This window comes from Bacillus sp. 005/A4HT-01/001, from assembly GCF_004634445.1.
GTDB lineage: Bacteria > Bacillota > Bacilli > Bacillales > Bacillaceae > Bacillus > Bacillus altitudinis.
In genome coordinates, this window is sequence record NZ_SEIZ01000005.1 from 1 (window position 1) to 22,377 (window position 22,377).

Annotated in this window: 27 protein-coding genes, 2 tRNA genes and 1 rRNA gene; 20 read left to right on the forward strand and 10 right to left on the reverse strand. The window is 40.8% G+C overall.

Translation table 11 applies throughout. The features are described 5' to 3' along the window. The first annotated feature begins 124 nt into the window (after positions 1-124). From rrf to tsaD, 8 genes are all read left to right on the forward strand, one after another. Positions 125-240 (forward strand): 5S ribosomal RNA (rrf, locus tag ES896_RS14680). 17 nt (positions 241-257) lie between these two features. Next, positions 258-334: transfer RNA gene (locus tag ES896_RS14685), tRNA-Met, on the forward strand. A gap of 49 nt (positions 335-383) precedes the next feature. Further along, positions 384-460: transfer RNA gene (locus ES896_RS14690), tRNA-Asp, on the forward strand. 278 nt (positions 461-738) lie between these two features. Next, the gene (gene thiL / locus ES896_RS14695; protein WP_041093276.1) at positions 739-1,716 is read left to right on the forward strand and encodes a thiamine-phosphate kinase; all 978 of its coding nucleotides are present in this window, start codon (positions 739-741) and stop codon (positions 1,714-1,716) included. 12 nt (positions 1,717-1,728) lie between these two features. Beyond that, positions 1,729-2,205 carry a tRNA (adenosine(37)-N6)-threonylcarbamoyltransferase complex ATPase subunit type 1 TsaE gene (tsaE, locus tag ES896_RS14700; protein ID WP_007496038.1) on the forward strand — a complete coding sequence of 159 codons (477 nt, stop codon included), beginning with the start codon at positions 1,729-1,731 and terminating at the stop codon, positions 2,203-2,205. Continuing rightward, entirely contained in the window at positions 2,186-2,875 is a 690-nt protein-coding gene (tsaB, locus tag ES896_RS14705) for a tRNA (adenosine(37)-N6)-threonylcarbamoyltransferase complex dimerization subunit type 1 TsaB (protein WP_007496036.1), read from the forward strand. The genes tsaE and tsaB overlap by 20 nt, the downstream gene beginning before the upstream one ends. Positions 2,876-2,900: 25 nt before the next feature. After that, positions 2,901-3,329 (forward strand): ribosomal protein S18-alanine N-acetyltransferase, encoded by a 429-nt coding sequence (gene rimI / locus ES896_RS14710; protein WP_008344382.1) that lies wholly within the window; start codon positions 2,901-2,903, stop codon positions 3,327-3,329. After that, a complete protein-coding gene (gene tsaD / locus ES896_RS14715) occupies positions 3,322-4,350 on the forward strand; it encodes a tRNA (adenosine(37)-N6)-threonylcarbamoyltransferase complex transferase subunit TsaD (RefSeq protein ID WP_135226947.1) in 1,029 nt (342 codons plus the stop codon). The genes rimI and tsaD overlap by 8 nt, the downstream gene beginning before the upstream one ends. Positions 4,351-4,818: 468 nt before the next feature. Here the strand turns inward: tsaD and ES896_RS14725 are convergent, their stop codons facing one another. Next, positions 4,819-6,741, reverse strand: coding sequence for an ABC-F family ATP-binding cassette domain-containing protein (locus tag ES896_RS14725; RefSeq protein WP_073414383.1), 1,923 nt, complete (start codon positions 6,739-6,741; stop codon positions 4,819-4,821). 138 nt (positions 6,742-6,879) lie between these two features. On the opposite strand from ES896_RS14725, the gene moaC reads away from it, so the two are divergent. Genes moaC through tatC form a run of 4 tightly spaced genes read left to right on the forward strand, consistent with a single transcriptional unit; the run spans position 6,880 to position 9,018 of the window. Then, entirely contained in the window at positions 6,880-7,371 is a 492-nt protein-coding gene (gene moaC, locus ES896_RS14730) for a cyclic pyranopterin monophosphate synthase MoaC (protein ID WP_026050052.1), read from the forward strand. Positions 7,372-7,386: 15 nt separating this feature from the next. Beyond that, positions 7,387-8,040, forward strand: a complete 654-nt coding sequence (locus ES896_RS14735; RefSeq protein ID WP_008355687.1) for a redox-sensing transcriptional repressor Rex — start codon at positions 7,387-7,389, stop codon at positions 8,038-8,040. Between the two features lie 27 nt (positions 8,041-8,067). Next, positions 8,068-8,247 (forward strand): twin-arginine translocase TatA/TatE family subunit, encoded by a 180-nt coding sequence (locus ES896_RS14740; RefSeq protein WP_012009077.1) that lies wholly within the window; start codon positions 8,068-8,070, stop codon positions 8,245-8,247. A gap of 6 nt (positions 8,248-8,253) precedes the next feature. After that, positions 8,254-9,018, forward strand: a complete 765-nt coding sequence (tatC, locus tag ES896_RS14745; RefSeq protein WP_135226948.1) for a twin-arginine translocase subunit TatC — start codon at positions 8,254-8,256, stop codon at positions 9,016-9,018. Between the two features lie 39 nt (positions 9,019-9,057). Here the strand turns inward: tatC and ES896_RS14750 are convergent, their stop codons facing one another. Genes ES896_RS14750 through ES896_RS14760 form a run of 3 tightly spaced genes read right to left on the reverse strand, consistent with a single transcriptional unit; the run spans position 9,058 to position 10,667 of the window. Next, entirely contained in the window at positions 9,058-9,684 is a 627-nt protein-coding gene (locus ES896_RS14750; RefSeq protein ID WP_135226949.1) for an NUDIX hydrolase, read from the reverse strand. A gap of 57 nt (positions 9,685-9,741) precedes the next feature. Further along, positions 9,742-9,936 (reverse strand): YdiK family protein, encoded by a 195-nt coding sequence (locus ES896_RS14755; protein WP_017366710.1) that lies wholly within the window; start codon positions 9,934-9,936, stop codon positions 9,742-9,744. Then, positions 9,933-10,667 carry a CPBP family intramembrane glutamic endopeptidase gene (locus ES896_RS14760; RefSeq protein WP_017366711.1) on the reverse strand — a complete coding sequence of 245 codons (735 nt, stop codon included), beginning with the start codon at positions 10,665-10,667 and terminating at the stop codon, positions 9,933-9,935. The genes ES896_RS14755 and ES896_RS14760 overlap by 4 nt, the downstream gene beginning before the upstream one ends. Before the next feature lie 230 nt (positions 10,668-10,897). Between ES896_RS14760 and groES the strand changes: the two genes are divergently transcribed. The 5 genes from groES (at position 10,898) to ES896_RS14785 (ending at position 14,874) form a co-directional block, all read left to right on the forward strand. Then, positions 10,898-11,182 (forward strand): co-chaperone GroES, encoded by a 285-nt coding sequence (gene groES / locus ES896_RS14765; protein ID WP_003214120.1) that lies wholly within the window; start codon positions 10,898-10,900, stop codon positions 11,180-11,182. Positions 11,183-11,238: 56 nt separating this feature from the next. Next, positions 11,239-12,873, forward strand: a complete 1,635-nt coding sequence (groL, locus tag ES896_RS14770; RefSeq protein ID WP_007496015.1) for a chaperonin GroEL — start codon at positions 11,239-11,241, stop codon at positions 12,871-12,873. 376 nt (positions 12,874-13,249) lie between these two features. Further along, entirely contained in the window at positions 13,250-13,702 is a 453-nt protein-coding gene (locus tag ES896_RS14775; RefSeq protein WP_135226950.1) for a MarR family winged helix-turn-helix transcriptional regulator, read from the forward strand. 21 nt (positions 13,703-13,723) lie between these two features. After that, on the forward strand, positions 13,724-14,242 hold the full coding sequence (gene paiA / locus ES896_RS14780) for a spermidine/spermine N(1)-acetyltransferase (protein WP_135226951.1): 519 nt from the start codon (positions 13,724-13,726) through the stop codon (positions 14,240-14,242). Between the two features lie 20 nt (positions 14,243-14,262). Further along, the gene (locus tag ES896_RS14785) at positions 14,263-14,874 is read left to right on the forward strand and encodes an FMN-binding negative transcriptional regulator (RefSeq protein WP_081114873.1); all 612 of its coding nucleotides are present in this window, start codon (positions 14,263-14,265) and stop codon (positions 14,872-14,874) included. 35 nt (positions 14,875-14,909) lie between these two features. Here ES896_RS14785 and ES896_RS14790 read toward each other — a convergent pair whose 3' ends face one another. Further along, positions 14,910-15,788, reverse strand: a complete 879-nt coding sequence (locus tag ES896_RS14790) for a D-alanyl-D-alanine carboxypeptidase family protein (RefSeq protein ID WP_135226952.1) — start codon at positions 15,786-15,788, stop codon at positions 14,910-14,912. A 205-nt stretch (positions 15,789-15,993) separates the two neighbouring features. Here ES896_RS14790 and ES896_RS14795 point away from each other — a divergent pair, with 205 nt between their 5' ends. Beyond that, positions 15,994-16,419: a hypothetical protein gene (locus ES896_RS14795; protein ID WP_017366716.1), complete on the forward strand. Its 426-nt coding sequence runs from the start codon at positions 15,994-15,996 to the stop codon at positions 16,417-16,419. A 45-nt stretch (positions 16,420-16,464) separates the two neighbouring features. On the opposite strand, the gene ES896_RS14800 is transcribed toward ES896_RS14795, so the two are convergent. The 3 genes from ES896_RS14800 to ES896_RS14810 form a co-directional block, all read right to left on the reverse strand. Next, positions 16,465-16,815, reverse strand: coding sequence for a DUF4064 domain-containing protein (locus ES896_RS14800; protein WP_017366717.1), 351 nt, complete (start codon positions 16,813-16,815; stop codon positions 16,465-16,467). 138 nt (positions 16,816-16,953) lie between these two features. Continuing rightward, the gene (locus ES896_RS14805; protein ID WP_017366718.1) at positions 16,954-17,421 is read right to left on the reverse strand and encodes a hypothetical protein; all 468 of its coding nucleotides are present in this window, start codon (positions 17,419-17,421) and stop codon (positions 16,954-16,956) included. A 124-nt stretch (positions 17,422-17,545) separates the two neighbouring features. Beyond that, on the reverse strand, positions 17,546-18,220 hold the full coding sequence (locus ES896_RS14810) for a hypothetical protein (RefSeq protein ID WP_135226953.1): 675 nt from the start codon (positions 18,218-18,220) through the stop codon (positions 17,546-17,548). Between the two features lie 209 nt (positions 18,221-18,429). Between ES896_RS14810 and ES896_RS14815 the strand changes: the two genes are divergently transcribed. Then, the gene (locus ES896_RS14815; protein WP_003213878.1) at positions 18,430-18,798 is read left to right on the forward strand and encodes an RlpA-like double-psi beta-barrel domain-containing protein; all 369 of its coding nucleotides are present in this window, start codon (positions 18,430-18,432) and stop codon (positions 18,796-18,798) included. Positions 18,799-18,871: 73 nt separating this feature from the next. After that, positions 18,872-19,921 carry a hypothetical protein gene (locus ES896_RS14820; RefSeq protein ID WP_046342824.1) on the forward strand — a complete coding sequence of 350 codons (1,050 nt, stop codon included), beginning with the start codon at positions 18,872-18,874 and terminating at the stop codon, positions 19,919-19,921. A gap of 213 nt (positions 19,922-20,134) precedes the next feature. Here the strand turns inward: ES896_RS14820 and ES896_RS14825 are convergent, their stop codons facing one another. Both ES896_RS14825 and ES896_RS14830 read right to left on the reverse strand, forming a co-directional pair. Further along, the gene (locus ES896_RS14825) at positions 20,135-20,509 is read right to left on the reverse strand and encodes a carboxymuconolactone decarboxylase family protein (protein ID WP_007496965.1); all 375 of its coding nucleotides are present in this window, start codon (positions 20,507-20,509) and stop codon (positions 20,135-20,137) included. 262 nt (positions 20,510-20,771) lie between these two features. After that, entirely contained in the window at positions 20,772-22,301 is a 1,530-nt protein-coding gene (locus tag ES896_RS14830) for a multicopper oxidase family protein (RefSeq protein WP_017359847.1), read from the reverse strand. Positions 22,302-22,377: the final 76 nt, after the last annotated feature.

The window sequence follows — 22,377 nt, forward strand, 5'->3', positions numbered from 1 at the left end:
CTGAGGTGGAAGCGTGGTGACACGTGGAGCTGACAGATACTAATAGATCGAGGACTTAACCTATATTCTAATGTGAAGCATGAACATTGTTATCTAGTTTTGAGAGAACATTCTCTCCATCAGGTTTGGTGGCGATAGCGAAGAGGTCACACCCGTTCCCATACCGAACACGGAAGTTAAGCTCTTCAGCGCCGATGGTAGTTGGGGGTTTCCCCCTGTGAGAGTAGGACGCCGCCAAGCTTGTCATTTTATATCGTCGCGGGGTGGAGCAGTTCGGTAGCTCGTCGGGCTCATAACCCGAAGGTCGCAGGTTCAAATCCTGCCCCCGCAACCAAATTATTTTACCTCTTAAATAGGGAGTACTCATTGAGTACAGCCAAAATGGTCCGGTAGTTCAGTTGGTTAGAATGCCTGCCTGTCACGCAGGAGGTCGCGGGTTCGAGTCCCGTCCGGACCGCCATTTTTATGACTTGTAAACGAAAACGTATAGTTTCGTTTTTTTTTATGTCTTTTTCTTTCAATAAGTATCCTAGATGCAATGAAACTCCTTGTGTTTGGCTACACTAAATGTGATAAGAAAAGATCATGACTTCAACAAACAACGCCTGGTTTTTTTATACCAGGCTTTCTTTATATCGTTTTTAGTTGGAACCGAGGCTCATATTCGCTACACTAATACTAACTGTGTCTGACATCATGTTTGCTCAATCAGTTGATTGTATGAAGGGGCTGTCTTTTATGGATGAATTTGATCTTATTCGCCGAATTACACCAAAAGAAACGCATCAGCGTTCTTTGGTCATGGGCATCGGTGATGATGCTAGTGTTTATCAACCTCATTCACATTGTGAAGAGGTCGTTTGTGTGGATACAATGGTAGAGCATGTCCATTTTCGATTTGATTTTTCCACACCCTTTGAGGTTGGATTTAAAGCGCTGGCAGTGAATATCAGTGATATCGCAGCCATGGGAGGAACCCCTAAGTATTATCTTGTATCAATCGCGATCCCGCCTCATGGGGATGAAGCAATTGTCGCAGCTTTTTACGAGGGAATGAAAGCATTGGCTGATAGATATCATATGGATTTAATCGGTGGAGATACAGTAGCCACCCGCAGTGACTTTGTCATCACAGTAACGGTCATTGGTGAGATTCCAAAGGGAACAGCCTGTTACCGTCATAGTGCTCAGACAGGAGACGTTGTCTTTGTCACAGGTGAACTAGGTTCATCAGCTGCTGGGCTATCCCTTTTAATGAATGAAGTAAATGCTGCACATTCGATTGACACTGCTTTTTTTCTAGAACGACACAAAATGCCGCAGCCGCATATTGCTGCTGGCCTTATTTGTTCAAGCTTCCCCCGGGTGACCTTGAATGATGTGAGTGACGGATTAGCGAGTGAGTTAAACGAAATAGCGGAAGCCAGTCGTGTGACGATTGAAATTGAAGCTGATCAGCTCCCAAAACATCCACATCTACCGTTGTTACATAAAGAATGGCTTGAATGGGTCTTGTTCGGTGGAGAGGATTTTGTCTTAACTGGTACGATTCCTGAAACGGATTGGAAGCGTTTTGAGACGCAATGTAAAAAAGATCACATTCAGGTCACGCGAATTGGACAAGTCAAAGATGATCGAGCGTCCAGCGTTATTTTAAAAGACCACGATCAACAAACAATTTTAATGAAAAAAGGATATAATCATTTTAAGAAATGAGGTGACTCCACCATGAAGTTAACGTGGACAACAAAAGGTGCGGATGAGACGAAACGAATTGCTGCTGCCTTGGCTACACTTGTGATGCCCGGCGATGTCTTAACATTAGAAGGAGACTTAGGCGCAGGTAAAACGACTTTTTCAAAAGGTTTTGCAGAAGGCTTAGGTATTACCCGTATCGTCAACAGCCCTACTTTTACAATTATTAAAGAATATACGGATGGCAGACTGCCACTTTATCATATGGATGTGTATCGTATGGAAGATGCGGAAGAAGATATTGGACTGGGCGAATATTTTGAGGGGGAAGGTGTATGTTTGGTTGAATGGGCACATCTCATTGAACCTCAATTGCCTTCATCGTATTTAAAAATTGAAATGCTGAGAACAGAACGTGAAGAAGAACGTCATCTCACGTTTTATGCAAAAGGGGAGCGCTATGAGGCCCTTTGTAAGGAGATGAAAGACATTGACCATACTGGCAATTGATACGTCAAACCATACACTCGGAATAGCTCTTGTCCGTGATGACACTGTGGTGGGGGAAAGTATTACGTACTTAAAGAAGAATCATTCAGTACGTGCAATGCCAACAGTTGAAGCACTGATGAAAGAATGCGGCGTAGCACCGAACGAATTAAGCAAAATTGTTGTAGCCAAAGGGCCCGGTTCTTACACTGGCGTTAGAATCGGTGTGACCATTGCAAAAACACTTGCTTGGACGCTGTCTATCCCAATAGCTGCTGTTTCAAGTTTAGAAACGCTGGCGGCAAATGCTCGATATTTTGATGGAATGATTTCTCCTATATTTGATGCAAGAAGAGGACAAGTTTATACAGGGTTATATACATTTGAAGGTGGAAAGATAAAAGAAGTGAAACCAGATCAAAATATCCTGCTCACTGATTGGCTTCAAGAGCTGAAAAAGGAAGGGAACCCTGTTTTATTTCTTGGACATGATGTGCATCTTCATCAAGAGAATGTTCTCTCCATACTTGGAGAAACTGCTGTGATCGCAGACGAGGCATTTCACAACCCAAGACCTTCAGTGCTCGCATTTTTGGGGGCAGACCGCCCTGCTGAAGATGTCCATCAGCTTGTTCCTAATTATATTCGTTTGGCAGAAGCGGAAGTGAAATGGCTTGAAGGACAAAAATAATCTCAACACAGTAGAGATGCGAAGAATGACAGTAGAGGACATCCCAGAGGTATATACGATTGAAGTGCATTCGTTTACAGCGCCTTGGAAAAAAGAGTCGTTTGTCTATGAAATTCTCCATAACCAATACAGCCATTATTTCCTCATTGAAGAAGATGGTCAGCCAGTTGGGTATTGCGGCGTTTGGATTGTCATGGATGATGCACAAATTACGAATATTGCGATTCTCCCTGAGCACCGGGGAAAAGGATACGGGGAAGCGCTGCTTCGATATGTCATGGAATTTTGCAAAGAAAAAAAGACAGATCATCTTTCACTAGAAGTGCGGGTATCAAATACGCCAGCACAATCCCTTTATGAAAAGCTAGGTTTTAAACCAGCTTCTATTCGAAAGAATTATTATACGGATAACGGGGAAGATGCATTAGTCATGTGGGTGAAGATAAATGAGTGAAAAAAAAGATCGATTCATATTAGGTATAGAAACAAGCTGTGACGAAACAGCTGCGTCCATTGTGAAAAATGGGACAGAGATCGTAGCGAATGTTGTCGCCTCACAAATAGAAAGCCATAAACGATTTGGCGGCGTGGTACCAGAAATCGCTTCAAGGCATCATGTGGAACAAATGACGATCGTATTAGAAGAAGTCATGACGCAGGCCAATATGACCTTTCAGGATTTAGACGCCATTGCTGTGACAGAAGGACCGGGCTTAGTTGGTGCACTTTTGATAGGTGTTAATGCAGCCAAAGCATTGAGTTTTGCACATCAGATTCCGCTTGTTGGTGTTCATCATATTGCTGGACACATTTATGCGAACCAGCTTGTTGGTGAATTTGTGTTTCCTTGTTTAGCTCTAGTCGTCTCTGGTGGGCATACTGAGCTTGTTTTGATGAAAGAGCATGGGTCTTTTGAGGTCATTGGTGAAACGTTGGATGATGCGGCTGGAGAAGCGTATGACAAAGTAGCTCGGACAATGGGTCTGCCATATCCAGGGGGACCTCACATTGATCGATTGGCACATGAAGGGGAGCCAACGATTAAGCTTCCTCGAGCATGGCTTGAAGAAGGGTCCTATCATTTTAGCTTCAGCGGTTTAAAGTCAGCGGTCATCAACACACTACACAATGCGTCTCAAAAGGGTGAAACCATTGCGCCAGAGGATTTGGCTGCAAGTTTCCAAGAAAGTGTGATTGAGGTGCTGGTTGGAAAGACATTAAAAGCGGCTGAAGCGTATGGTGTGAAACAAGTCGTTCTAGCTGGCGGGGTTGCTGCCAATAAAGGTCTTAGAGAAGCCCTTACGTCAGCATTTGCGAAGCTACCTGAAGTGAATGTCATGATTCCGCCATTGTCTCTTTGTACAGACAATGCAGCCATGATTGCTGCTGCGGGAACCATTGCATTTGAAAAGGGAATAAGAGGCGACATGGCAATGAACGGTCAACCTGGACTGCCGCTTGTTTCCTATGAATAAGAACTTCTGTGGATATACAGGAGTTTCAGCGTGTAGACAAACCCTCGCATTCGGTGTCAGTCCTGCGTTCCGGTGCTCACGAATGTGAAATTCGCTCCGCGCCAGTACTCGTCCTTCCTAGACTGCAAAGGTTTTCTATCACGCGGAAAAGAAGACAAAGGCTAAAATAAACAACATTTTAGCCCTTTGTCAACAATTTGGAACTCCTGTGGATATACGGGAGTTTTTTCTATTGAAATGAAAGCGATTTATTCACATGTAAACGTTATATATCCACAATTGTTAGAAAATTCTTTTTAAAATGAAGAGAATGTGTATAAATGTGATCTTTTATGTGGATATGTGATTAAAATACTGTGGATAAAGTGGATAACTTTAAAATATTTAAGAATAATCAAGATGTTATTGTGGGTATCATTGTGGGTAAAGATTCTCACCTAAAAAAAAGAGCACCCGTTAGGGCACTCTTTATGCATCTGATAGATCTTCCCATTCCGCAAAAAGTGATTCCATCTCTTGATTGAGCGCATCATTTTCTGTTTGAATGGCTTGTACTTTCTCGTGATCTTGGAAAATAGCAGGATCACATAGAAGCTCTTCGTTTTCACTGAGCTTGTCTTCGATGACAGCGATACGCTCTTCAATTTCTTCAATTCGGCGCTGCTTTTGTCTTTCTTTCTTTTTGAGTTCTTTCTCTTCTGCATAGGAAAGTTTTGCTGTTTCTACTGGTTTTTCTGCTTGTTTTTTATGCGTCTCCTGAGTTTGGAGTGCTTCAAGCTCTAATTGTTCGTTTTTCTTTTCAAGATAGTAGTCGTAGTCACCGAGGTATTCTTTTGTTTCATTTGGTGAAAGCTCAAGTACTTTTGTTGCCAAGCGATTGATAAAGTAACGGTCATGCGAAACAAACAAGATGGTGCCTGGATAATCTATTAGTGCATTCTCTAATATTTCCTTACTGTCCAAATCAAGATGGTTCGTCGGCTCATCGAGAATGAGGAAATTGGCTTTTTGGAGCATCAGCTTTGCCAGTGCAAGTCGTGCTTTTTCTCCACCACTTAAAGCATGTACAGGCTTTAAGACGTCATCACCTGAAAAAAGGAAGTTTCCTAAACAAGTCCGAATGTCTTTTTCAGTCATATGGGGATAATCATCCCAAAGTTCATTTAACACTTTTTTGGAGGATGTAAGCTTGGCTTGTTCCTGATCATAGTAGCCAATCGTCACATGAGAACCAAAGCTGATCTCGCCTTTTACTGGTTTTAACGTATCCGTTAAGGTTTTTAAAAGAGTTGATTTCCCGATACCGTTAGGACCGATGAGTGCCACGCTATCCTCCCGTTTAATATGAAAAGAGAGGGAGGAGAGGAGCGGCGTTTTTTTATCGTAACTAATATCGAGATCATGCACCTTCAGCACGTCATTTCCGCTTTGCCTCATAATATCGAAATGGAAGTTTGCGGATTTTTCATCTCCTAACGGCTTATCTAAACGATCCATCCGTTCCAGCTGTTTCCTTCTGCTTTGAGCACGCTTTGTGGTGGAGGCTCTTGCTAAGTTGCGATCCACGAAATCTTGAAGCTTCGAAATTTCTTCTTGTTGTTTTTCATACAGCTTCATATCACGCTCTAGCTGCTCAGCTTTTTGGTCAAGATACTTACTATAGTTCCCTGCGAACTTTTTCATCGCTGTTCTCGACACTTCATATACATGATTCACGACTTTGTCTAAGAAGTATCGGTCATGGGAAACGATAAGGATGGCTCCTGTATAATTTTGCAAATACTGCTCAAGCCATGATAAGGTATCAATATCTAGATGGTTGGTTGGCTCATCCAAAATCAAGAGTTCTGGTTTCATCAATAATAGCTTTCCAAGCGCTAGACGAGTTTTCTGACCGCCGCTTAAGGATTGGACGGTTGTATGGTCTTCAAAATGACTAAAGCCGAGTCCGTGTAAAATGGAGCGGACATCCGCTTCATATTGGTAGCCGCCTTGATCTTTAAATGCTTGCTGCAGTCTGTCATAGGTTTTCATTAGAGAATCTAATTCTGTTCCTGTGGAAGAAGCCATTTTCTCTTCTATGGTTCTCATCTCTTGTTCCATTTCTTTTAAATGATCGAAAACCGATAGTAGTTCGTCTTTTAGCGTACGTGTAGACGTCACATCTGTATGCTGTGCTAGATATCCAATGGATAGGTCTTTCGGTTTGATGATCTCACCTTGTTCGTAAGACATTTGACCGGCAATGATTTTTAAAAGCGTGGATTTTCCTGCACCGTTACGACCGACAATGGCAATACGATCCCTCGCTTTGACTTCCAATTTTATATTCGTTAAAACGGTATCAGCGCCAAACGATTTGGACAGCTGATTCACTTGTAGAATCATCATGTAACTTCACCTCTGCTATAATATGTTAAGTGTAGCTTATCAGCAGTAAACCGGCAAATCTTACATACGGCTGCGATGGTCAAATGAAAGACAGATAGGAAAAAATAGTGTATGATTTGAGTGAGGGAGCGTTGAAAGATGAGTCAATTTAGCCACTTTAACGAACAAGGAAGAGCAAAGATGGTCGACATTAGTGACAAATCGTCTACAGTGAGAACTGCCGTTGCTGTTTCAAGCGTTCGTATGATAAAAGAAGTATTTCATCAAATACAAAAGCATGACATTGGAAAAGGGGATGTACTATCTGTCGCACAGGTAGCTGGCATTATGGCAGCAAAGCAAACGTCCAGCATCATTCCAATGTGTCATCCGCTTGCATTAAAAGGTGTCGATATCTCCTTTGATTGGGAGGAAGACGGAAATGCGTACATTCTGAACATACAAGTACAGGTGAAAACAAAAGGAAGTACGGGTGTGGAGATGGAAGCGCTCACTTCTGCCTCAGTATGTGCACTGACCGTTTATGACATGTGCAAAGCAATAGACAAAGGGATGATCATCGGCCCGACCTATCTAGTAGAAAAAACAGGCGGGAAAAACGGTGATTTTCACAGAGCATCTGATATTTAAGTTGGAGGATCTTATATGAATATAGACCAGTCAAAAATTCCACAAGCGACAGCCAAACGTTTGCCGCTTTACTACCGTTTTTTAAAAAATCTGCATGCATCAGGAAAACAAAGGGTGTCATCGGCAGAGCTTAGTGATGCAGTCAAAGTGGATTCTGCCACCATTCGCCGAGATTTTTCTTACTTTGGTGCACTTGGGAAGAAAGGGTATGGCTATAATGTCGATTACCTCTTGACCTTCTTTAGAAAGACCCTTGACCAAGATGAAATGACGAATGTCATGCTCATCGGTGTCGGGAATTTAGGGACTGCTTTTTTACACTATAATTTCATTAAAAATAATAATACAAAAATTTCAATGGCTTTTGACGTCAATGAGAGTAAAATAGGAAGTGAGATAGGCGGCGTGCCTGTCTATGATTTGGATAAGCTTGAAGAGCATGTGCAAGAGGTAGGAGATATTCCTGTTGCGATTTTGACAGTGCCTGCCGTAGCAGCTCAATCCATTACAGATCGTTTGATTGCCCTTGGCATCAAAGGAATCCTTAACTTTACGCCGGCCCGATTGAATGTGCCGGAACACATTCGAATTCATCATATAGATTTGGCGGTTGAACTTCAGTCTCTTGTGTATTTCTTAAAGCATTACTCTGTTACACAGGAGGACTGACGAAAAGGGGTAAAGGGGGTGGAGCAAATGGGTCCGATTGGTCCTGGAAGTTTGGTTCTGATTGCGATTGTTGCGCTCATTATTTTTGGGCCGAAAAAGCTTCCTCAATTAGGAAGAGCAGCAGGAGATACTTTACGTGAATTTAAAAATGCCACAAAAGGTTTAGCTGATGATCAGGAAGAAAATAAGAAAAAAGAAGATCAGTAGAATAGGATGAGCTTCATGAATGTCAAAGATATGCCGCTTATGGAGCACATTGTGGAACTGCGAAAACGTTTAGTGATCATTGCGATGTTTTTTGTCACCTTTATGGTGGCAGGTTTTTTTCTCGCTAAGCCGGTCATTGTGTATTTACAAAATACCGATGAAGCGGCCACACTGACATTGAACGCATTTAAGCTCACAGATCCACTGTACGTGTTTATGCAGTTCGCTTTTGTCATTGCTCTTGTTTTGACGTGTCCCGTAATTTTATATCAGCTTTGGGCGTTTGTGAGTCCTGGCTTATATGAAAAAGAAAGAAAGGTGACACTTGCTTATATTCCGATTGCACTGCTTTTATTTTTGAGCGGTGTGGCTTTCTCTTATTTTATTTTGTTTCCATTTGTCGTCGATTTTATGATACGGATGTCAAATGATTTACATGTGGAGCAAGTGATTGGGATTCATGAGTATTTTACATTTCTGATGCAGTTAACACTTCCATTTGGCTTTTTGTTTCAGATGCCTGTCGTGTTGATGTTTCTCACAAGACTTGGCATCATCACACCGATGTTTTTATCAAAAATCCGGAAGTATGCCTATTTTGTCCTCCTTGTCATTGCCGCACTGATTACACCGCCAGAGATCGTTTCTCACCTCATGGTTACCTTGCCAATGCTCGTTTTGTATGAAGTGAGTATTGTCATTTCAAGAGTGACCTATCGCAAAATGCAGCAAACAGAGACAGAGGAGAAAGAAAATGATGTTGTCTCATAAAAAAGCATCGTGATCCTAATAGGGGTCACGATGCTTTTTCTATTGCGAAAGAAATTGATTGATTGCTTGAAAGAGATGCTCATAATAGGCAGGTTCATGCGGGACAAAATGATGTATACGGACCTCTCTCTTTTCCTCACGTCGCTTGCCGTCTGCATCCACTTCAAAGCCCTCGATGTTCATTTTTTCGCATTCTCTACTTAAAAGCTGCTGTGCATCCATCAGCCTTGCTCTATAAAGTCCAGCAACTTCTTCTTTCTGTAGATGGACATCCATGTGCTCTTTTTGATCCATATAAAAATACACATGGCAAAACTCACGATCGGTAAACGATGGCATATGGATTTCATCTTTAATGACACCGGCAAAGGTAAGGTTCTCAAACGAGATGGAGAGACCAAGCTCTTCTTCGACTTCTCTGATGCCATCAGAAGGCTGTTCATCTGCGAGAAGGTGGCCTGCTGCTGTGATATCAAATAGAGAAGGGAAATCCTTTTTGGAGGGACTCCTCAGCTGAAAATAGAGAAACACTGTGTCATCTTCCTTTTTTAAAAGCCAGAAATGAAAGGTTTCATGCCAAAGGCCCTCAGCATGGATATCAGATCGAGCGGCTGTACCAATCGTTTCATGCTGATTGTTCATGATGTTCAGTTTTTCGTGTTCCATGAAAACATGACCTCCATAAAAAAACCATTTTCCAAACGGCGGAAAATGGTTTTTTGTTTATTTTTGCTGTTGTTTTTTCATTTTGACAGAAAAAGCAAACATTTTTAACGCGATATTAATATTATAGGCCGCAAACACCATCAGCAAAATGCTGTAAAATGACCACATGTCACCTGGATTTTGAATGGCCATATAGGTGAACGCCACACCTACGGCAAAATAAATAATGCCCCATACGACAGGGTTTCTCATGAGAAAAAGCCTCCAATAATCATTTGCATTGTTTGAGATTGTTCTTCAATTATTTTTCTTACTGGCTCAATCTGCACAAGAATGACGAGCGAGTTCATCAGCATGTGTGCGCCGATTGGCACAATGATTCGTTTTGTTTTCGCATATAAAAAGGCGAATGTAAAGCCCATTGCGGTATAGAGCAAGATATGTGGGAAATCATTGTGTACAGCAGCAAAAACCACTGAACTGACAAGTGCGCCAATGAAAAAATTCGTTTTTTCATAAACGACACCAAAGATGATTTTTCGGAAAATGATTTCTTCTAATATCGGTCCAATCAGAGCGATGACGATGACAAGCCATGGAACTGCATCCATAATGGCTAAAATGTTTTGAGTATTTTCGGATTCTCGGCTAATGCCAAATGCATATTGTTCAATCGCCCCCGCAATGGATTGTGCAAAGAGGGAAAGAAAGAAACCGCCAATGATCCAAGCGATTGCCACGCCGACTGATGCCGGTGCTTCATTTCGGAGTGAAGCTTTTGGTACAGTCCGAAGGATGAGCAGAATAATGATTAGTCCAATACAGAAGCTGATGATTGTCCATGTTCCTGACAATTTGGAGAGCTCTGCTTGTGTCATCGGTGTCTGAATGTAACCTAACCACTTCATGATGAACACATACGGAAACGCAGAAAATTGCACCAATATATACGTTAAGATGATGTACCAATATTGTTTTTTCAAGTAACGAAAACCCCTTTACTAAAAGAACTAGATTTATTGTAACACAAGTCTTCTTTTTCGTTGAAAAGGAAAGAATCGGTGATAAAAAAAAGATCATGAAAGCGTAAAAATTTTTAAAGGTTTTTACTTGAAATTACAGAAGACATTCTTTATTATAATAAATGTGTTAGCACTCGCTAGTGATGAGTGCTAAAAAAGACTACATATAAAAATTGAGGAGGTTGTTTCTTATGTTAAAGCCATTAGGCGATCGCGTAATCATTGAACTCGTTGAATCTGAGGAAAAAACCGCTAGCGGTATTGTCTTACCGGATTCTGCAAAAGAAAAACCGCAAGAAGGTAAAATTGTTGCAGCAGGTTCAGGTCGTGTACTTGAAAGTGGTGAGCGCGTTGCGTTAGAAGTAAACACAGGCGACCGCATTATCTTCTCAAAATATGCAGGTACTGAAGTGAAATATGAAGGAAAAGAATATTTAATCCTTCGTGAAAGCGACATTTTAGCTGTTATTGGTTAATCACATAAACAAAGATTGAGATATATTTCTAAAAAGACTGAGGAGGTTTCGTTATTATGGCAAAAGATATTAAGTTCAGTGAAGAAGCACGTCGTGCGATGTTACGTGGTGTAGATGCACTTGCAGATGCTGTAAAAGTAACTTTAGGACCTAAAGGACGTAACGTGGTTCTTGAGAAAAAATTCGGTTCTCCACTTATCACAAATGATGGTGTAACGATTGCAAAAGAAATCGAATTAGAAGATGCATTTGAAAACATGGGTGCAAAACTTGTGGCAGAAGTTGCAAGCAAAACAAACGACGTAGCTGGTGACGGTACAACGACTGCAACAGTTCTAGCTCAAGCAATGATCCGTGAAGGTCTTAAAAACGTAACAGCTGGCGCAAACCCTGTTGGTGTTCGTAAAGGGATCGAAGAAGCAGTGAAAGTAGCACTTGAAGGCTTGCACGAGATTTCTAAACCAATCGAAGGTAAAGAATCAATTGCTCAAGTTGCGTCTATTTCTGCAGCAGATGAAGAAGTCGGCAGCCTCATTGCGGAAGCGATGGAGCGTGTAGGAAACGACGGCGTCATCACAATTGAAGAGTCTAAAGGTTTCACAACTGAGCTTGAAGTGGTTGAAGGAATGCAGTTTGACCGTGGATACGCTTCACCATACATGGTCACTGATTCTGATAAGATGGAAGCGGTTCTTGAAAATCCTTACATCTTAATCACTGATAAAAAGATCACAAACATTCAAGAAATCCTTCCTGTACTTGAGCAAGTCGTACAACAAGGAAAACCATTATTGATCATTGCTGAAGATGTAGAAGGCGAAGCACTTGCAACACTTGTTGTGAACAAACTTCGTGGAACATTCAACGCAGTGGCAGTAAAAGCACCTGGATTCGGTGACCGTCGTAAAGCAATGCTTGAAGACATCTCTGTTCTAACTGGCGGAGAATTAATCACAGAAGACCTAGGACTTGACCTGAAATCAACTGAAATTGGTCAGCTTGGCCGTGCGTCTAAAGTGGTTGTCACAAAAGAGAACACAACGATCGTAGAAGGCTCAGGAGATTCTGCTCAAATCGCAGCACGTGTGAACCAAATCCGTGCGCAAGTAGAAGAAACCACTTCTGAATTCGATAAAGAAAAATTACAAGAACGTCTTGCAAAACTAGCTGGCGGCGTTGCTGTCATCAAAGTTGGTGCTGCAACTGAAACAGAACTAAAAGAACGCAAACTACGCATCGAGGATGCACTGAACTCAACTCGTGCAGCAGTTGAAGAAGGTATCGTATCCGGTGGTGGTACAGCACTTGTGAATGTATACAACAAAGTCGCTTCCATCGAAGCTGATGGTGACGTTCAAACAGGTGTCAACATCGTTCTACGTTCTCTTGAAGAGCCAATTCGTCAAATCGCTCACAACGCAGGTCTTGAAGGATCAGTCATCGTTGAGCGCTTGAAAAACGAAGAAATTGGCGTAGGCTTCAACGCAGCAACAAACGAATGGGTAAACATGATCGAAAAAGGAATCGTTGACCCAACAAAAGTCACTCGCTCTGCACTTCAAAACGCAGCTTCTGTAGCAGCTATGCTTCTTACAACTGAAGCAGTCGTAGCTGACAAACCAGAAGAAGGCGGCTCAGGCGGCGGAATGCCGGATATGGGCGGTATGGGCGGAATGGGTGGAATGATGTAACACCCCCGAAAACCCCTTGAAATATAGGGGTTTTTGTTTTGTCTATTTTTTGGTTAAGAGCGTTAAATGAATTGAAACTTTCACCGCTTTACATCCGTTAACTAAAGAGACAGTGATTTTTTTGGTTTTATCTAACATAAAGAGATGATTTTCAAAAGAAAAGCGGTGATCATATGGGCTTTACGACTTGGGTGGCGATTATAGTTGCACTGGCTGTCGTATTTGGATTGTTTGGATCGAAGAGGCGTGATAAATAAAGAAAGAGTTGAAAACCCACTTTCAATTAAGAAGTGGGTTTTTTGTTGCAAATACAACATTAATCAATTATACTAACTTTAGTTATTTGTTGTAAATGCAATAAAAGGAGTCGAGGTATATGAAAGAAATTTTGCGGGAGATCGGCGTGATTGCTCGCGCGCTTGATTCCATTAGTAATATTGAATTTAAAGAGTATGATTTAACGAAGGGGCAGTATTTGTATCTTGTGCGTATTTGTGAGGAGCCTGGCATCATTCAGGAAAAACTAGCGGAAATGATTAAGGTGGATCGAACTACGGCTGCTCGGGCTATTCAAAAATTAGAGCTGCATGAATTTATTGAGAAGAAACATGACTCAGCGAATAAAAAAATCAAGAAATTGTTTCCAACTGAGAAAGGGAAAGCCGTCTATCCAATTATCAAACGAGAACATGATCATTCAAATCGGGTAGCGCTGGATGGGTTTTCTGAAGAGGAAGCGGAACAGATTTATCAATATCTTTTGAGGGTGCGAAAGAATATCGAAAAAGATTGGGAAGATGTGAAAAAAGGCAAAAAGAGAAGCTACTAATGACTAAGGAGGGGTTACTTCATGACCGTCACGCTCATTCGGTGTAATGAACAACATATAAAAGATCTGCAAAAAATCGGAATCGATACTTTTATAGAAACGTTTCAGGAGCAAAACAAGGCGGAGCATATCGACGCATATGTGAAGACAGCTTTTCATTCGAACCAGCTGCTAAAAGAATTTCAACATCCCTTTTCACAATTTTATTTGGTTCAAGTAAATGGGCGCCTTGCTGGTTATTTAAAGGTCAATATGGACGATGCACAGTCAGAAGAGATGGGTGATGACACATTAGAAATTGAACGCATTTATATCAAACAGTCCTTTCAAAAACTAGGATTAGGTCGATATTTAATGAATCAAGCCTTTGAAATTGCAGAGAAACATCATAAACGTGATGTTTGGCTTGGTGTGTGGGAGCATAATAAAGCCGCCATGGCATTTTATCAAAATCTTGGGTTTGTTCAAACAGGAGTGCATGCTTTCCAAATGGGGGACGAGGAGCAAATGGACTTCATTATGACCAAAACATTGAGGTAATCAAAAAGGGGGAAGGGAACATGCATATACCATCATTTTTTCAAGTGAAAGATATGGAGAAAATCAAATCATTTATTCAATCTCATTCATTTGCTACAGTTGTGACGACAACGAATGAAAAGCCCATTGCGACACATATTCCAGTGAGTTTTCATCAAATTGGCGATTCGTATGTGATCTCAGGGCATATGGCAATTGGAAATCCTCAGTGGAAAACGTTTGAAGAAAATGAGAAGGTGCTCGTCATTTTTCAAGGGCCGCATGCCTACATATCCTCTTCATGGTATGAGAAAGAAGCCGTACCGACGTGGAATTATCAAGCTGTACATGTATATGGAAAGGCTGCACTGCTCGAAAAATCAGAACTGGTCAAGGAATTAACAGCGATGCTGGAGACATATGAAAGTCATAGAGATCAGCCAGTGTTATGGGATACGTTGTCTGAGGAACTGTTAGAGAAACAAATGAAAGGGATTGTGGGCTTCAAAATCATCATTGATGAAGTTCAAGCTGCTTTTAAGTTAAGCCAAAATCGCCATGAAAGAGATTATGCTCGCATTATTGAACAGCTGGAAGCAGAGGGTGAAGTGGAAATGGCGGCTGCGATGAAAAAGAGAGAAGAGAATATATGAAAAGAGCACTCTGAAGAAAAAGAGTGCTTTTGTTGTTATCCTTTTATGTTTAAATATTCTTCAAGGGTTTTGCCGCTCTTTTTCACTTTTTTCGTATTTTTTGATCCGAGGTATCTGAGGTGCCATGGTTCATATTGATAGCCTGTCACTTTTTCTTTACCTTTCGGATAACGGATGATAAAACCAAATTCATGGGCATGTTTGGCCAGCCATTTCGCTTCTTTTGTATTGGCAAAAGAATCTTCAGCCCAATGTTTTGAATTGGCACCGCCGATATCAAAAGCAAGGCCGGTTTGATGTTCGGAATAGCTTGGTCTTGCGCTAAATTGATCTGCTTGTTTTTTGCCATGAGAGGCGACGTAATTGTTGTACAAGACACGCTGACGGTCGTATGAACGGAAGGTGCTAAAAGCGGTGAGTCGGATGTTTGCTTTTTTTGCTTTCGCGATCATAGCGTTTACTGCTTTTCTCGCTTGTTTGTTTTCTCCGGGATTGTATGAAGATGGGAGTCTATGTTTCTTATTCACAACCAATATCCCTTTTACATACGTACCTGGCGTTTTAGTGGAAGGAGCAGCATATGAAGCTGGTGAGCTTTTGCCTGCTTTTTTGATATATTGAGAGCTGACGTAACCCGTCTTTCCTTTATACTTTGTTTGAATCCATGAACCATTCTTTTTAAGATAAGGAATCCTTTTCCCTTTTGGAATGGTCAATATCACTGAATATTTTGTTCCAGGTCCTTTGCGAAGATGAACATTCGCTGTTGTCACGTATTTCGGTGCGGCTGCTTTTGCGACTGGTGTCGCATGAGTCATGTGTAAAAAGGGCAGCTGGACAGGAAAGATTCCAAGCCCAAGTACGAGAACCACACTGACAATAATTCCTTTGATCCACGGGTGTTTCATCTTCATTTCTCTCATCCCTTTCAATCTACTAACATACATATATTGAGATAGATTGAAATAAAGTGCAATGGTTTTTTTATGTCAATTGAGATTGAATCATATCATTAGGTTCTTTTTTTGTTTAAAATTACATAAAAAAATCCACTATTTCCATAAAAAATCAGATGAATTCCTTATAATAAAAGTATCTGAGAACGGGGAGTGAGTCGAGATGGACCAAAACGTGCTGCAAATGGATCAAGACAGATCAGAGAATGAATTCGCGGTTCTTAATATATCTTCTAAAGAGATTGGTGCTCTATCAAAGGGAGCAGCGGAGCAGATTTTACAAACGGGAGATACGGACCGTATTCATCAGCTGATGTACGTTCCGATTGAAAAGAAAGAAGATTTGAATTGGCTGATCCAATGTGTTGGGGAGGCGCTAAAGAATGAAGTTGGTGATGACGTTGCACTAGAAGTAGCTGATTTGCTCTATTTCTTTGTCATTCCGTATTATGGGAAGTATATGTTGAAAGATCGTCATTTGTATGAGTATATCGATCATTTGCTGGTACGATTAGCATCTAGAGCTCACTCGGATATTGACACGCTGATTGATATCATAAGAGAAGATTTAAATGAAAATATACAATAAAAGAAGCTTGTAGAGCGACCCTCTACAAGCTTTTTTATATCAACTTTATTCAGCAGGAACTGTTTTGACAGGCTCTTTTCTAAACACACCCATGCATCCTGCGATGATGATTAATACAGCTGGAAGGATAAAGAACACAAAAATAGAAATAATACCGCCTACAGCAGAAACTAATAATAAAATGCCACCAAGCTTTGCTTTTTTCTTCACGATAACAGATGCCACAATCGCAAGAATAGAGAAAAGCATCGCTGACCAGCCTAATCCTGTGAATTGACTCGTACCTGATTCATTAAATGCGGCATCTAGTCCTCCAAAAGCAAGTGCAAACATTGCACCGAAAAATCCCAAAATACCTCCAATTAAGCCTAAAACAAATTCTGTCGTTCTTTTCATGATACTTTCCTCCGATATGTAAATAAGAATTATTGGTACTTAAGAACCAACACAATCTTACTCATCGGCATTCTTTTCACAATATTAATAGTTTTGTTAAAAAAAACAAGAAAATCCATAAAGAATTTTCTTGTCCAATTACTGGGCTCTCTCCCAGGTAATCTTTGTTTCATTTGTTGTTTTCTTTCCTTTTGCCAGTACTTTTCCGTTTTCTTGTTTCACGGTGATGTTTAGGTCATAAAAGGAGTAGAGGGCGCCGAGGCTGTCATTTTCCGGTTTATGCAGGTTGTTTTCCTTTTCAGTGGATGCACCAATAGCTAGTGTTTTGGCAAAGTTCAAACCAATGACTTCAGCGTAATCACTATTGGTCTCAGATGAAGCCGTCACGTTTAAGGAAATGACTTTTTTCTTTTGATCAACGGTGATCGCTGTGTCTTTTACGAGCTTAGACTGCTCCATGACCTCTTTCGTTTCATTTTGAATGCGTTCATTAATCGTTGGAAGTGCCGTAGATTCTGTTTTTTCTTCTTTTGCCGTATTTGAGCAAGCTGCTAGGATAGAGAAGGTTGCAACAAGACTCATGAAAACAAGTAGACTTTTTCTCACGTTCTTTCTCCTTTGTTCTTCAAAGTATGTATGCTTATGTTACCACGAATTGATGTTTTGATTAAAAGAGAAGTGTTGATAAGCTGTGAACAATCAAAAGCACCCAAAGGTGGGTGCTCATGTTTTATTGTGCTGAAAGGGTTGTACTAAGTGGGATAGACGAAATGACCGTGAATTTTGGAGCCGGAGCACCAGATTCTAGATTTTTGCGTAAAAGAGATGATTTGATGGTGCCGTCCCATTTTTTGTAGACACTTCCAGATGTATTTGCACGGAGCTGTACATTAGAGAAACTTGCTTGCGAGTAGCTGTTTGTTCCATTATCTTGTACGCCGTGTACCATTTTGACGACATCGAGGTCTTTCAGACGGCTAGGGTTGTAAACAGGCTGCTTATAGCGCAGTTTCCCGTTGACGTATAGTGACACTGTGCCATCACCATTGTTGATGAGCTTTAAGTTGACACGTGCACCATCTTTAATACTTGAATCGTATTCGCTGTTCCAATATTGACTGCCGCCTTGGGAGCCGGTGCCCAGGAATACCTTATAGCCAGAAGATGTTTTTGAAATCCCGCTTTCAACAACGGCAGAACCGAGACCAAGATACCAGTCAGCATAGCCATTTTTAATAGTGGCTGTTTTTGGCAGCACAATATCAGCCGAGATACCTGACCATTTGGCTTCATCCGTTTGTGTCACGATGGCGCCGTGACGAGGACCAGCCGCAGAGGCGGGAATACTTGAAAGCATCAAAACGAAGGTCAAACTTACACTCAAAACGATGAACCACTTTTTCATGGAAATTCCTCCTTATCTTTGATTCATTTCTATTATATAAAACGAAAGGGGAGGTCTACTTACGATGTTCTGGCTGTTTTTGGTGAAATTTATGAACAAAATCGGTCATTAAGTGGTCAACTTGTATTCGAATTGTAATGTGACTGTAAAATAACTGGGTGCATCTTCATGTATAATAGGGTCAGAAACCAAATACGGAGGATTTTTTAATGAATAAAAAGCTTATCGCGACAATCGTAACAGTAGCTAGTTTATTTTTAGCGTTTAGTTTCTCACATGGAGCAAGTGCAAAAAAAGTAAGCGGCAATATTACATGGTATAATGGTGTCGGTAAAAAAGGCGCAGATGGAAAAAAACTCGGTCATTGGGATGCAGCAACGAAAATGGGATTTGACGTACCGAAAAAAGGTACAAAACTAAGAGTGACAACAAAAGCGAAACCACATAAAGTGATTACAGTATATAAATATGATGTAGGTAGAATGCCAAACGCAGTATTAGACGTAAGTCCGAAAGCATTCAAAGCACTTGGGTATAAAACAAGTAAAGGTGTCGTCAAAGGGCATTACACTTATTAATACATAGGCATGCAAAGAAGCGGGAAAAGTTCATTTTCTGGCTTCTTTTCTTGTGGAGAGGGTCTGAAAATCAATGAAAAAATCAACATGGTGGATCGTCACAGTGATTGGAGTCGCAGCAATTGCGGCCGTCATCTTCTTCATGATGAAGCCGGGGCAAGAGGCAAAACATGCAGGAAAAGTGAAAACAAATCAAGATGCAAAAGACGAATTGCTTGTTTCATTTACGGATCAAAAGTTAAACAATACTTATTACTTGCATGACAAGGCGCTTCATACAGAGAAACTGACAGCATATCCTTCAATTGCTTATGATCAGGCAAAACAGCTTTTATACTACACGTATACAGATGAAGACACACAAAAAGTAAGTATACGGGAATTGAATGTGAAAACGGATAAAGAAAAAACGCTCTTTACGAGTGACGATTCAATCGACAGTATGAGACTTTCTGGTGACGGAAAACAGTTATATTTAAGGTATAACAAGGATTCAGGTGAGCAATTTTATGTAGCGTCTTTTGATTTGAAAACACAGAAAGTGAAAGTGTTATATCCAGAAAAAAGTGATGATGATACGGTGAGTTCTTTTGCTTATGATCCAGCATCAAATCTGTTGGCCATTCAGCATTATTCGTTAAAAGAGGATTATAAAAAGACGGATGAGGCAAATGAAAAAGGAATGGATCCTGAACCAACGACCATGAAGATTACCCTACAAACAGGTGAGAAGGGAAAGCGAATTGCACGTATTTCTCAAACCATCAATGATATTTCTTTTTCACCAGATCATAAAAAACTCATTTATACAGAAGTGAAGGTTCGAAATGAAAAAGAAGTATCATCTATTAAGGTGATGGATGTAGATACAGGAAAAACGAAGACACTTGTTAAAAACAGTCAGGATGTACGTATTTTAAGTGCTGCCCAGCCGCAATTTTCTGCGGATGGTACATCTGTTTATTTCTTAGGTGTTGCAAAGAACGCAAAGGAATTAAAGGATGACACAGGACGAAAGGCGAAGGTCAGAACCATTTTTGAATATGATATTAAGAAGAAAACAGTAGAAACCGCTTGGGAGAAAGAAGGCGGGATTGTTAACAATTTCACTGTCAATCGGTAAAAGGTGCGCGTTCAGTTATTTCATATAACTGGACGTTTTTTTATTTTGTCATGGGATGTGTTGGTGAAAATGCGGATTTGTGAAATCAACATCACTTTTTAAGCAAGGAAATGAGTGGTATTTTGATATTTTGCTACTGTGACAGAATCAGCGTAAGAGAGTAAAGTAAGTGGAAATAAAAAAACGAGAGGACAGAAGACTTCTCGTTTTCTCTTATTTATTGTTTTCATCTAGTAAGTTTTGAAAAATAAACAAGGCATTAATGGAATGAGGGAATCCCGCAACCTTTGTACAGTGCTTAATGATCTCCATAATCTCTATAACAGAGAGCCCGATATGTAATGCTTGTACAAAATGAGCTTTTAACTCTTCATCACAATCACCTTTTGCAATGAGAGCCGATAATGTGCTGATGGCCTTCTGTTTTTCATCTAATATGAAGTGATTGAATTCTTTTTGTTCACCGAGTTCAATTGTTAGTTGTTCAATGTTTGATCGAATGCTCTCGTTTTCATGAATTGAAAGCTTCTCCCTGTTACCTGCCACTGTTTCTTGCTTGACCTGGCAAGTCTCTTTTTCTTCATTCAAATTGAACTCCTCCGTTTTTTATGACGATTTTCTATTTGTTTGTGCATGGTTTCTTAAGTGCCTTTTGATAGAGGTAATGGGTATATAGTAGTATTATCGGTTTACTTCGTCAACTTTTTAAGTGTGTAATGTTCAAAAAAATGCCATTCATGCGATACATTGTTCGTTTTTTCTCATGGAGATTGAAAAGAAAATAGAGGGCTAATATATAGAAGCTGTTAGCCCTTTTCATATTACGCAATTAAGAGAGGTTTCATATTTACTAAATGATATCCATCGGCCGCATCATGTCATAATCCTCGTGTTCTAAAATGTGACAATGCCACACATATCGTCCGCTATATGGGACAAACCGAGCGATGATGCGAATGACTTCACCGGCATGCGCCTGAATTGTATCCTTGTAGCCTTGTTCATGCAAAGGAGGCGCCTCATTTGGTCCTGTGTACACGATTTCACCTGTTGATTGATAGATGTCTGTATCGAATGGTCTTCTATCAATCACTCGAAATTGAACAAGATGTAAATGAATAGGGTGTGTACCTCTTGTTGGATTGACGATGTTCCACACCTCTACACTGCCAAGTCGAGGATTTTCTGTGACAGGATCATTCCAAAACTGGTTATCTAGTAATAAAATCGGGCGCCCATATTTATCTTGTGTGCCAGTAAGGGTCAGCGTTCGCTCGTTATCAGCTCGGCTCGGCCGGAGCGGTGGCAGTGGTTTGAAGATCGGACGTAATGTTTTAGCTGCTCTTCCTTTGAGCGGACGAGTGACTTTAAATTGCATAATGTTCGCATCTGTTTCTGGATTGACATCCTGACCGCAGCCTGCCGTATTTTTTAAAACAATCGTTTTGTTTTCGTAAGCTGAGAAGTCGATGATGACATCAAAACGTTCAGCAGGTGCAATGCTAAAAGATTGGTGATGAACAGGTCTTGGCAAAAAGCCGCCATCAGATCCAATTTGTAAGATTGTGGCGTCATTGTCTAGATGAAGCTCGTAAGTTCTTGTATTGGACGCATTTAAGATACGAAAACGATATTTTCGAGGCTCTACTTCTAAATACGGCCATACTTTTCCATTGACTAAAATCGTTTCCCCGCAAAAAAATGGCACGATGGAGGGATCCGGAAGGTCACTATCTTCTGGTGTGTTATTTGGTCTACTTGGGTAAAACAGTGCGCCATCCTCCTGAAACGTCCGGTCCATGATCATTAAAGGGATATCATATTCATCTTTTGGTAATTCGAGCGATTTTTCAAATGCATCTGAGATCAAATAAAATCCAGCTAATCCGGCGTATACATTTAATCGTGTCAATGCCATGGCATGATCGTGATACCACAATGTGCATGCTTGCTGGTGATTAGGGTATTCGTAAACCTCTCGTTCAAAGAAGGGGCCGGTCGCTTCAAAGTCTCGCGAAAACCAAGCCTCTGGATAACCGTCACTGCTTGCAGGTGTCACGCCCCCATGCAGGTGAACGACTGTTTTGACTTCGGGTTCATCATGATGTCCAGCGTGAATGGTATGATCGACAGGCAGAAAGTGTTTCAGCGGCAATTTGTTCATCCATTTCACTTTGACCTTTTCATTTCGATTCGCTTTAATGGTTGGACCAGGCAAACTGCCATTATAGGTCCATAGCTTGGTTGGGGGCAGATCTCTATGAACTTTTAGGAACACCTCCTCCATAGCGATTTCATAATACGTTTGTCTTGGGTTTTTTTTGACGGGCTCTGCGACTTCTGGAATTGGCAGCTCGTCAACAAACTTTTCTAGGTTCATGTTGACTAATCCTCACTTAAAATCAATTTGATACATTATAAGTGCGGACATCCAAATAGGTGAATAAAATAAAAAA

Excerpts from the sequence above, each read along its gene's own strand:
- thiL (WP_041093276.1), top strand. The coding sequence starts at position 739 with ATGGATGAATTTGATCTTATTCGCCGAATTACACCAAAAGAAACGCAT.
- tsaE (WP_007496038.1), top strand. The coding sequence starts at position 1,729 with ATGAAGTTAACGTGGACAACAAAAGGTGCGGATGAGACGAAACGAATT.
- rimI (WP_008344382.1), top strand. The coding sequence starts at position 2,901 with ATGACAGTAGAGGACATCCCAGAGGTATATACGATTGAAGTGCATTCG.
- tsaD (WP_135226947.1), top strand. The coding sequence starts at position 3,322 with ATGAGTGAAAAAAAAGATCGATTCATATTAGGTATAGAAACAAGCTGT.
- ES896_RS14725 (WP_073414383.1), bottom strand. The coding sequence starts at position 6,741 with ATGATGATTCTACAAGTGAATCAGCTGTCCAAATCGTTTGGCGCTGAT.
- moaC (WP_026050052.1), top strand. The coding sequence starts at position 6,880 with ATGAGTCAATTTAGCCACTTTAACGAACAAGGAAGAGCAAAGATGGTC.
- ES896_RS14735 (WP_008355687.1), top strand. The coding sequence starts at position 7,387 with ATGAATATAGACCAGTCAAAAATTCCACAAGCGACAGCCAAACGTTTG.
- ES896_RS14740 (WP_012009077.1), top strand. The coding sequence starts at position 8,068 with ATGGGTCCGATTGGTCCTGGAAGTTTGGTTCTGATTGCGATTGTTGCG.
- tatC (WP_135226948.1), top strand. The coding sequence starts at position 8,254 with ATGAGCTTCATGAATGTCAAAGATATGCCGCTTATGGAGCACATTGTG.
- ES896_RS14750 (WP_135226949.1), bottom strand. The coding sequence starts at position 9,684 with ATGGAACACGAAAAACTGAACATCATGAACAATCAGCATGAAACGATT.
- ES896_RS14755 (WP_017366710.1), bottom strand. The coding sequence starts at position 9,936 with ATGAGAAACCCTGTCGTATGGGGCATTATTTATTTTGCCGTAGGTGTG.
- groES (WP_003214120.1), top strand. The coding sequence starts at position 10,898 with ATGTTAAAGCCATTAGGCGATCGCGTAATCATTGAACTCGTTGAATCT.
- groL (WP_007496015.1), top strand. The coding sequence starts at position 11,239 with ATGGCAAAAGATATTAAGTTCAGTGAAGAAGCACGTCGTGCGATGTTA.
- ES896_RS14775 (WP_135226950.1), top strand. The coding sequence starts at position 13,250 with ATGAAAGAAATTTTGCGGGAGATCGGCGTGATTGCTCGCGCGCTTGAT.
- paiA (WP_135226951.1), top strand. The coding sequence starts at position 13,724 with ATGACCGTCACGCTCATTCGGTGTAATGAACAACATATAAAAGATCTG.
- ES896_RS14785 (WP_081114873.1), top strand. The coding sequence starts at position 14,263 with ATGCATATACCATCATTTTTTCAAGTGAAAGATATGGAGAAAATCAAA.
- ES896_RS14790 (WP_135226952.1), bottom strand. The coding sequence starts at position 15,788 with ATGAAGATGAAACACCCGTGGATCAAAGGAATTATTGTCAGTGTGGTT.
- ES896_RS14795 (WP_017366716.1), top strand. The coding sequence starts at position 15,994 with ATGGACCAAAACGTGCTGCAAATGGATCAAGACAGATCAGAGAATGAA.
- ES896_RS14800 (WP_017366717.1), bottom strand. The coding sequence starts at position 16,815 with ATGAAAAGAACGACAGAATTTGTTTTAGGCTTAATTGGAGGTATTTTG.
- ES896_RS14810 (WP_135226953.1), bottom strand. The coding sequence starts at position 18,220 with ATGAAAAAGTGGTTCATCGTTTTGAGTGTAAGTTTGACCTTCGTTTTG.
- ES896_RS14815 (WP_003213878.1), top strand. The coding sequence starts at position 18,430 with ATGAATAAAAAGCTTATCGCGACAATCGTAACAGTAGCTAGTTTATTT.
- ES896_RS14820 (WP_046342824.1), top strand. The coding sequence starts at position 18,872 with ATGAAAAAATCAACATGGTGGATCGTCACAGTGATTGGAGTCGCAGCA.
- ES896_RS14830 (WP_017359847.1), bottom strand. The coding sequence starts at position 22,301 with ATGAACCTAGAAAAGTTTGTTGACGAGCTGCCAATTCCAGAAGTCGCA.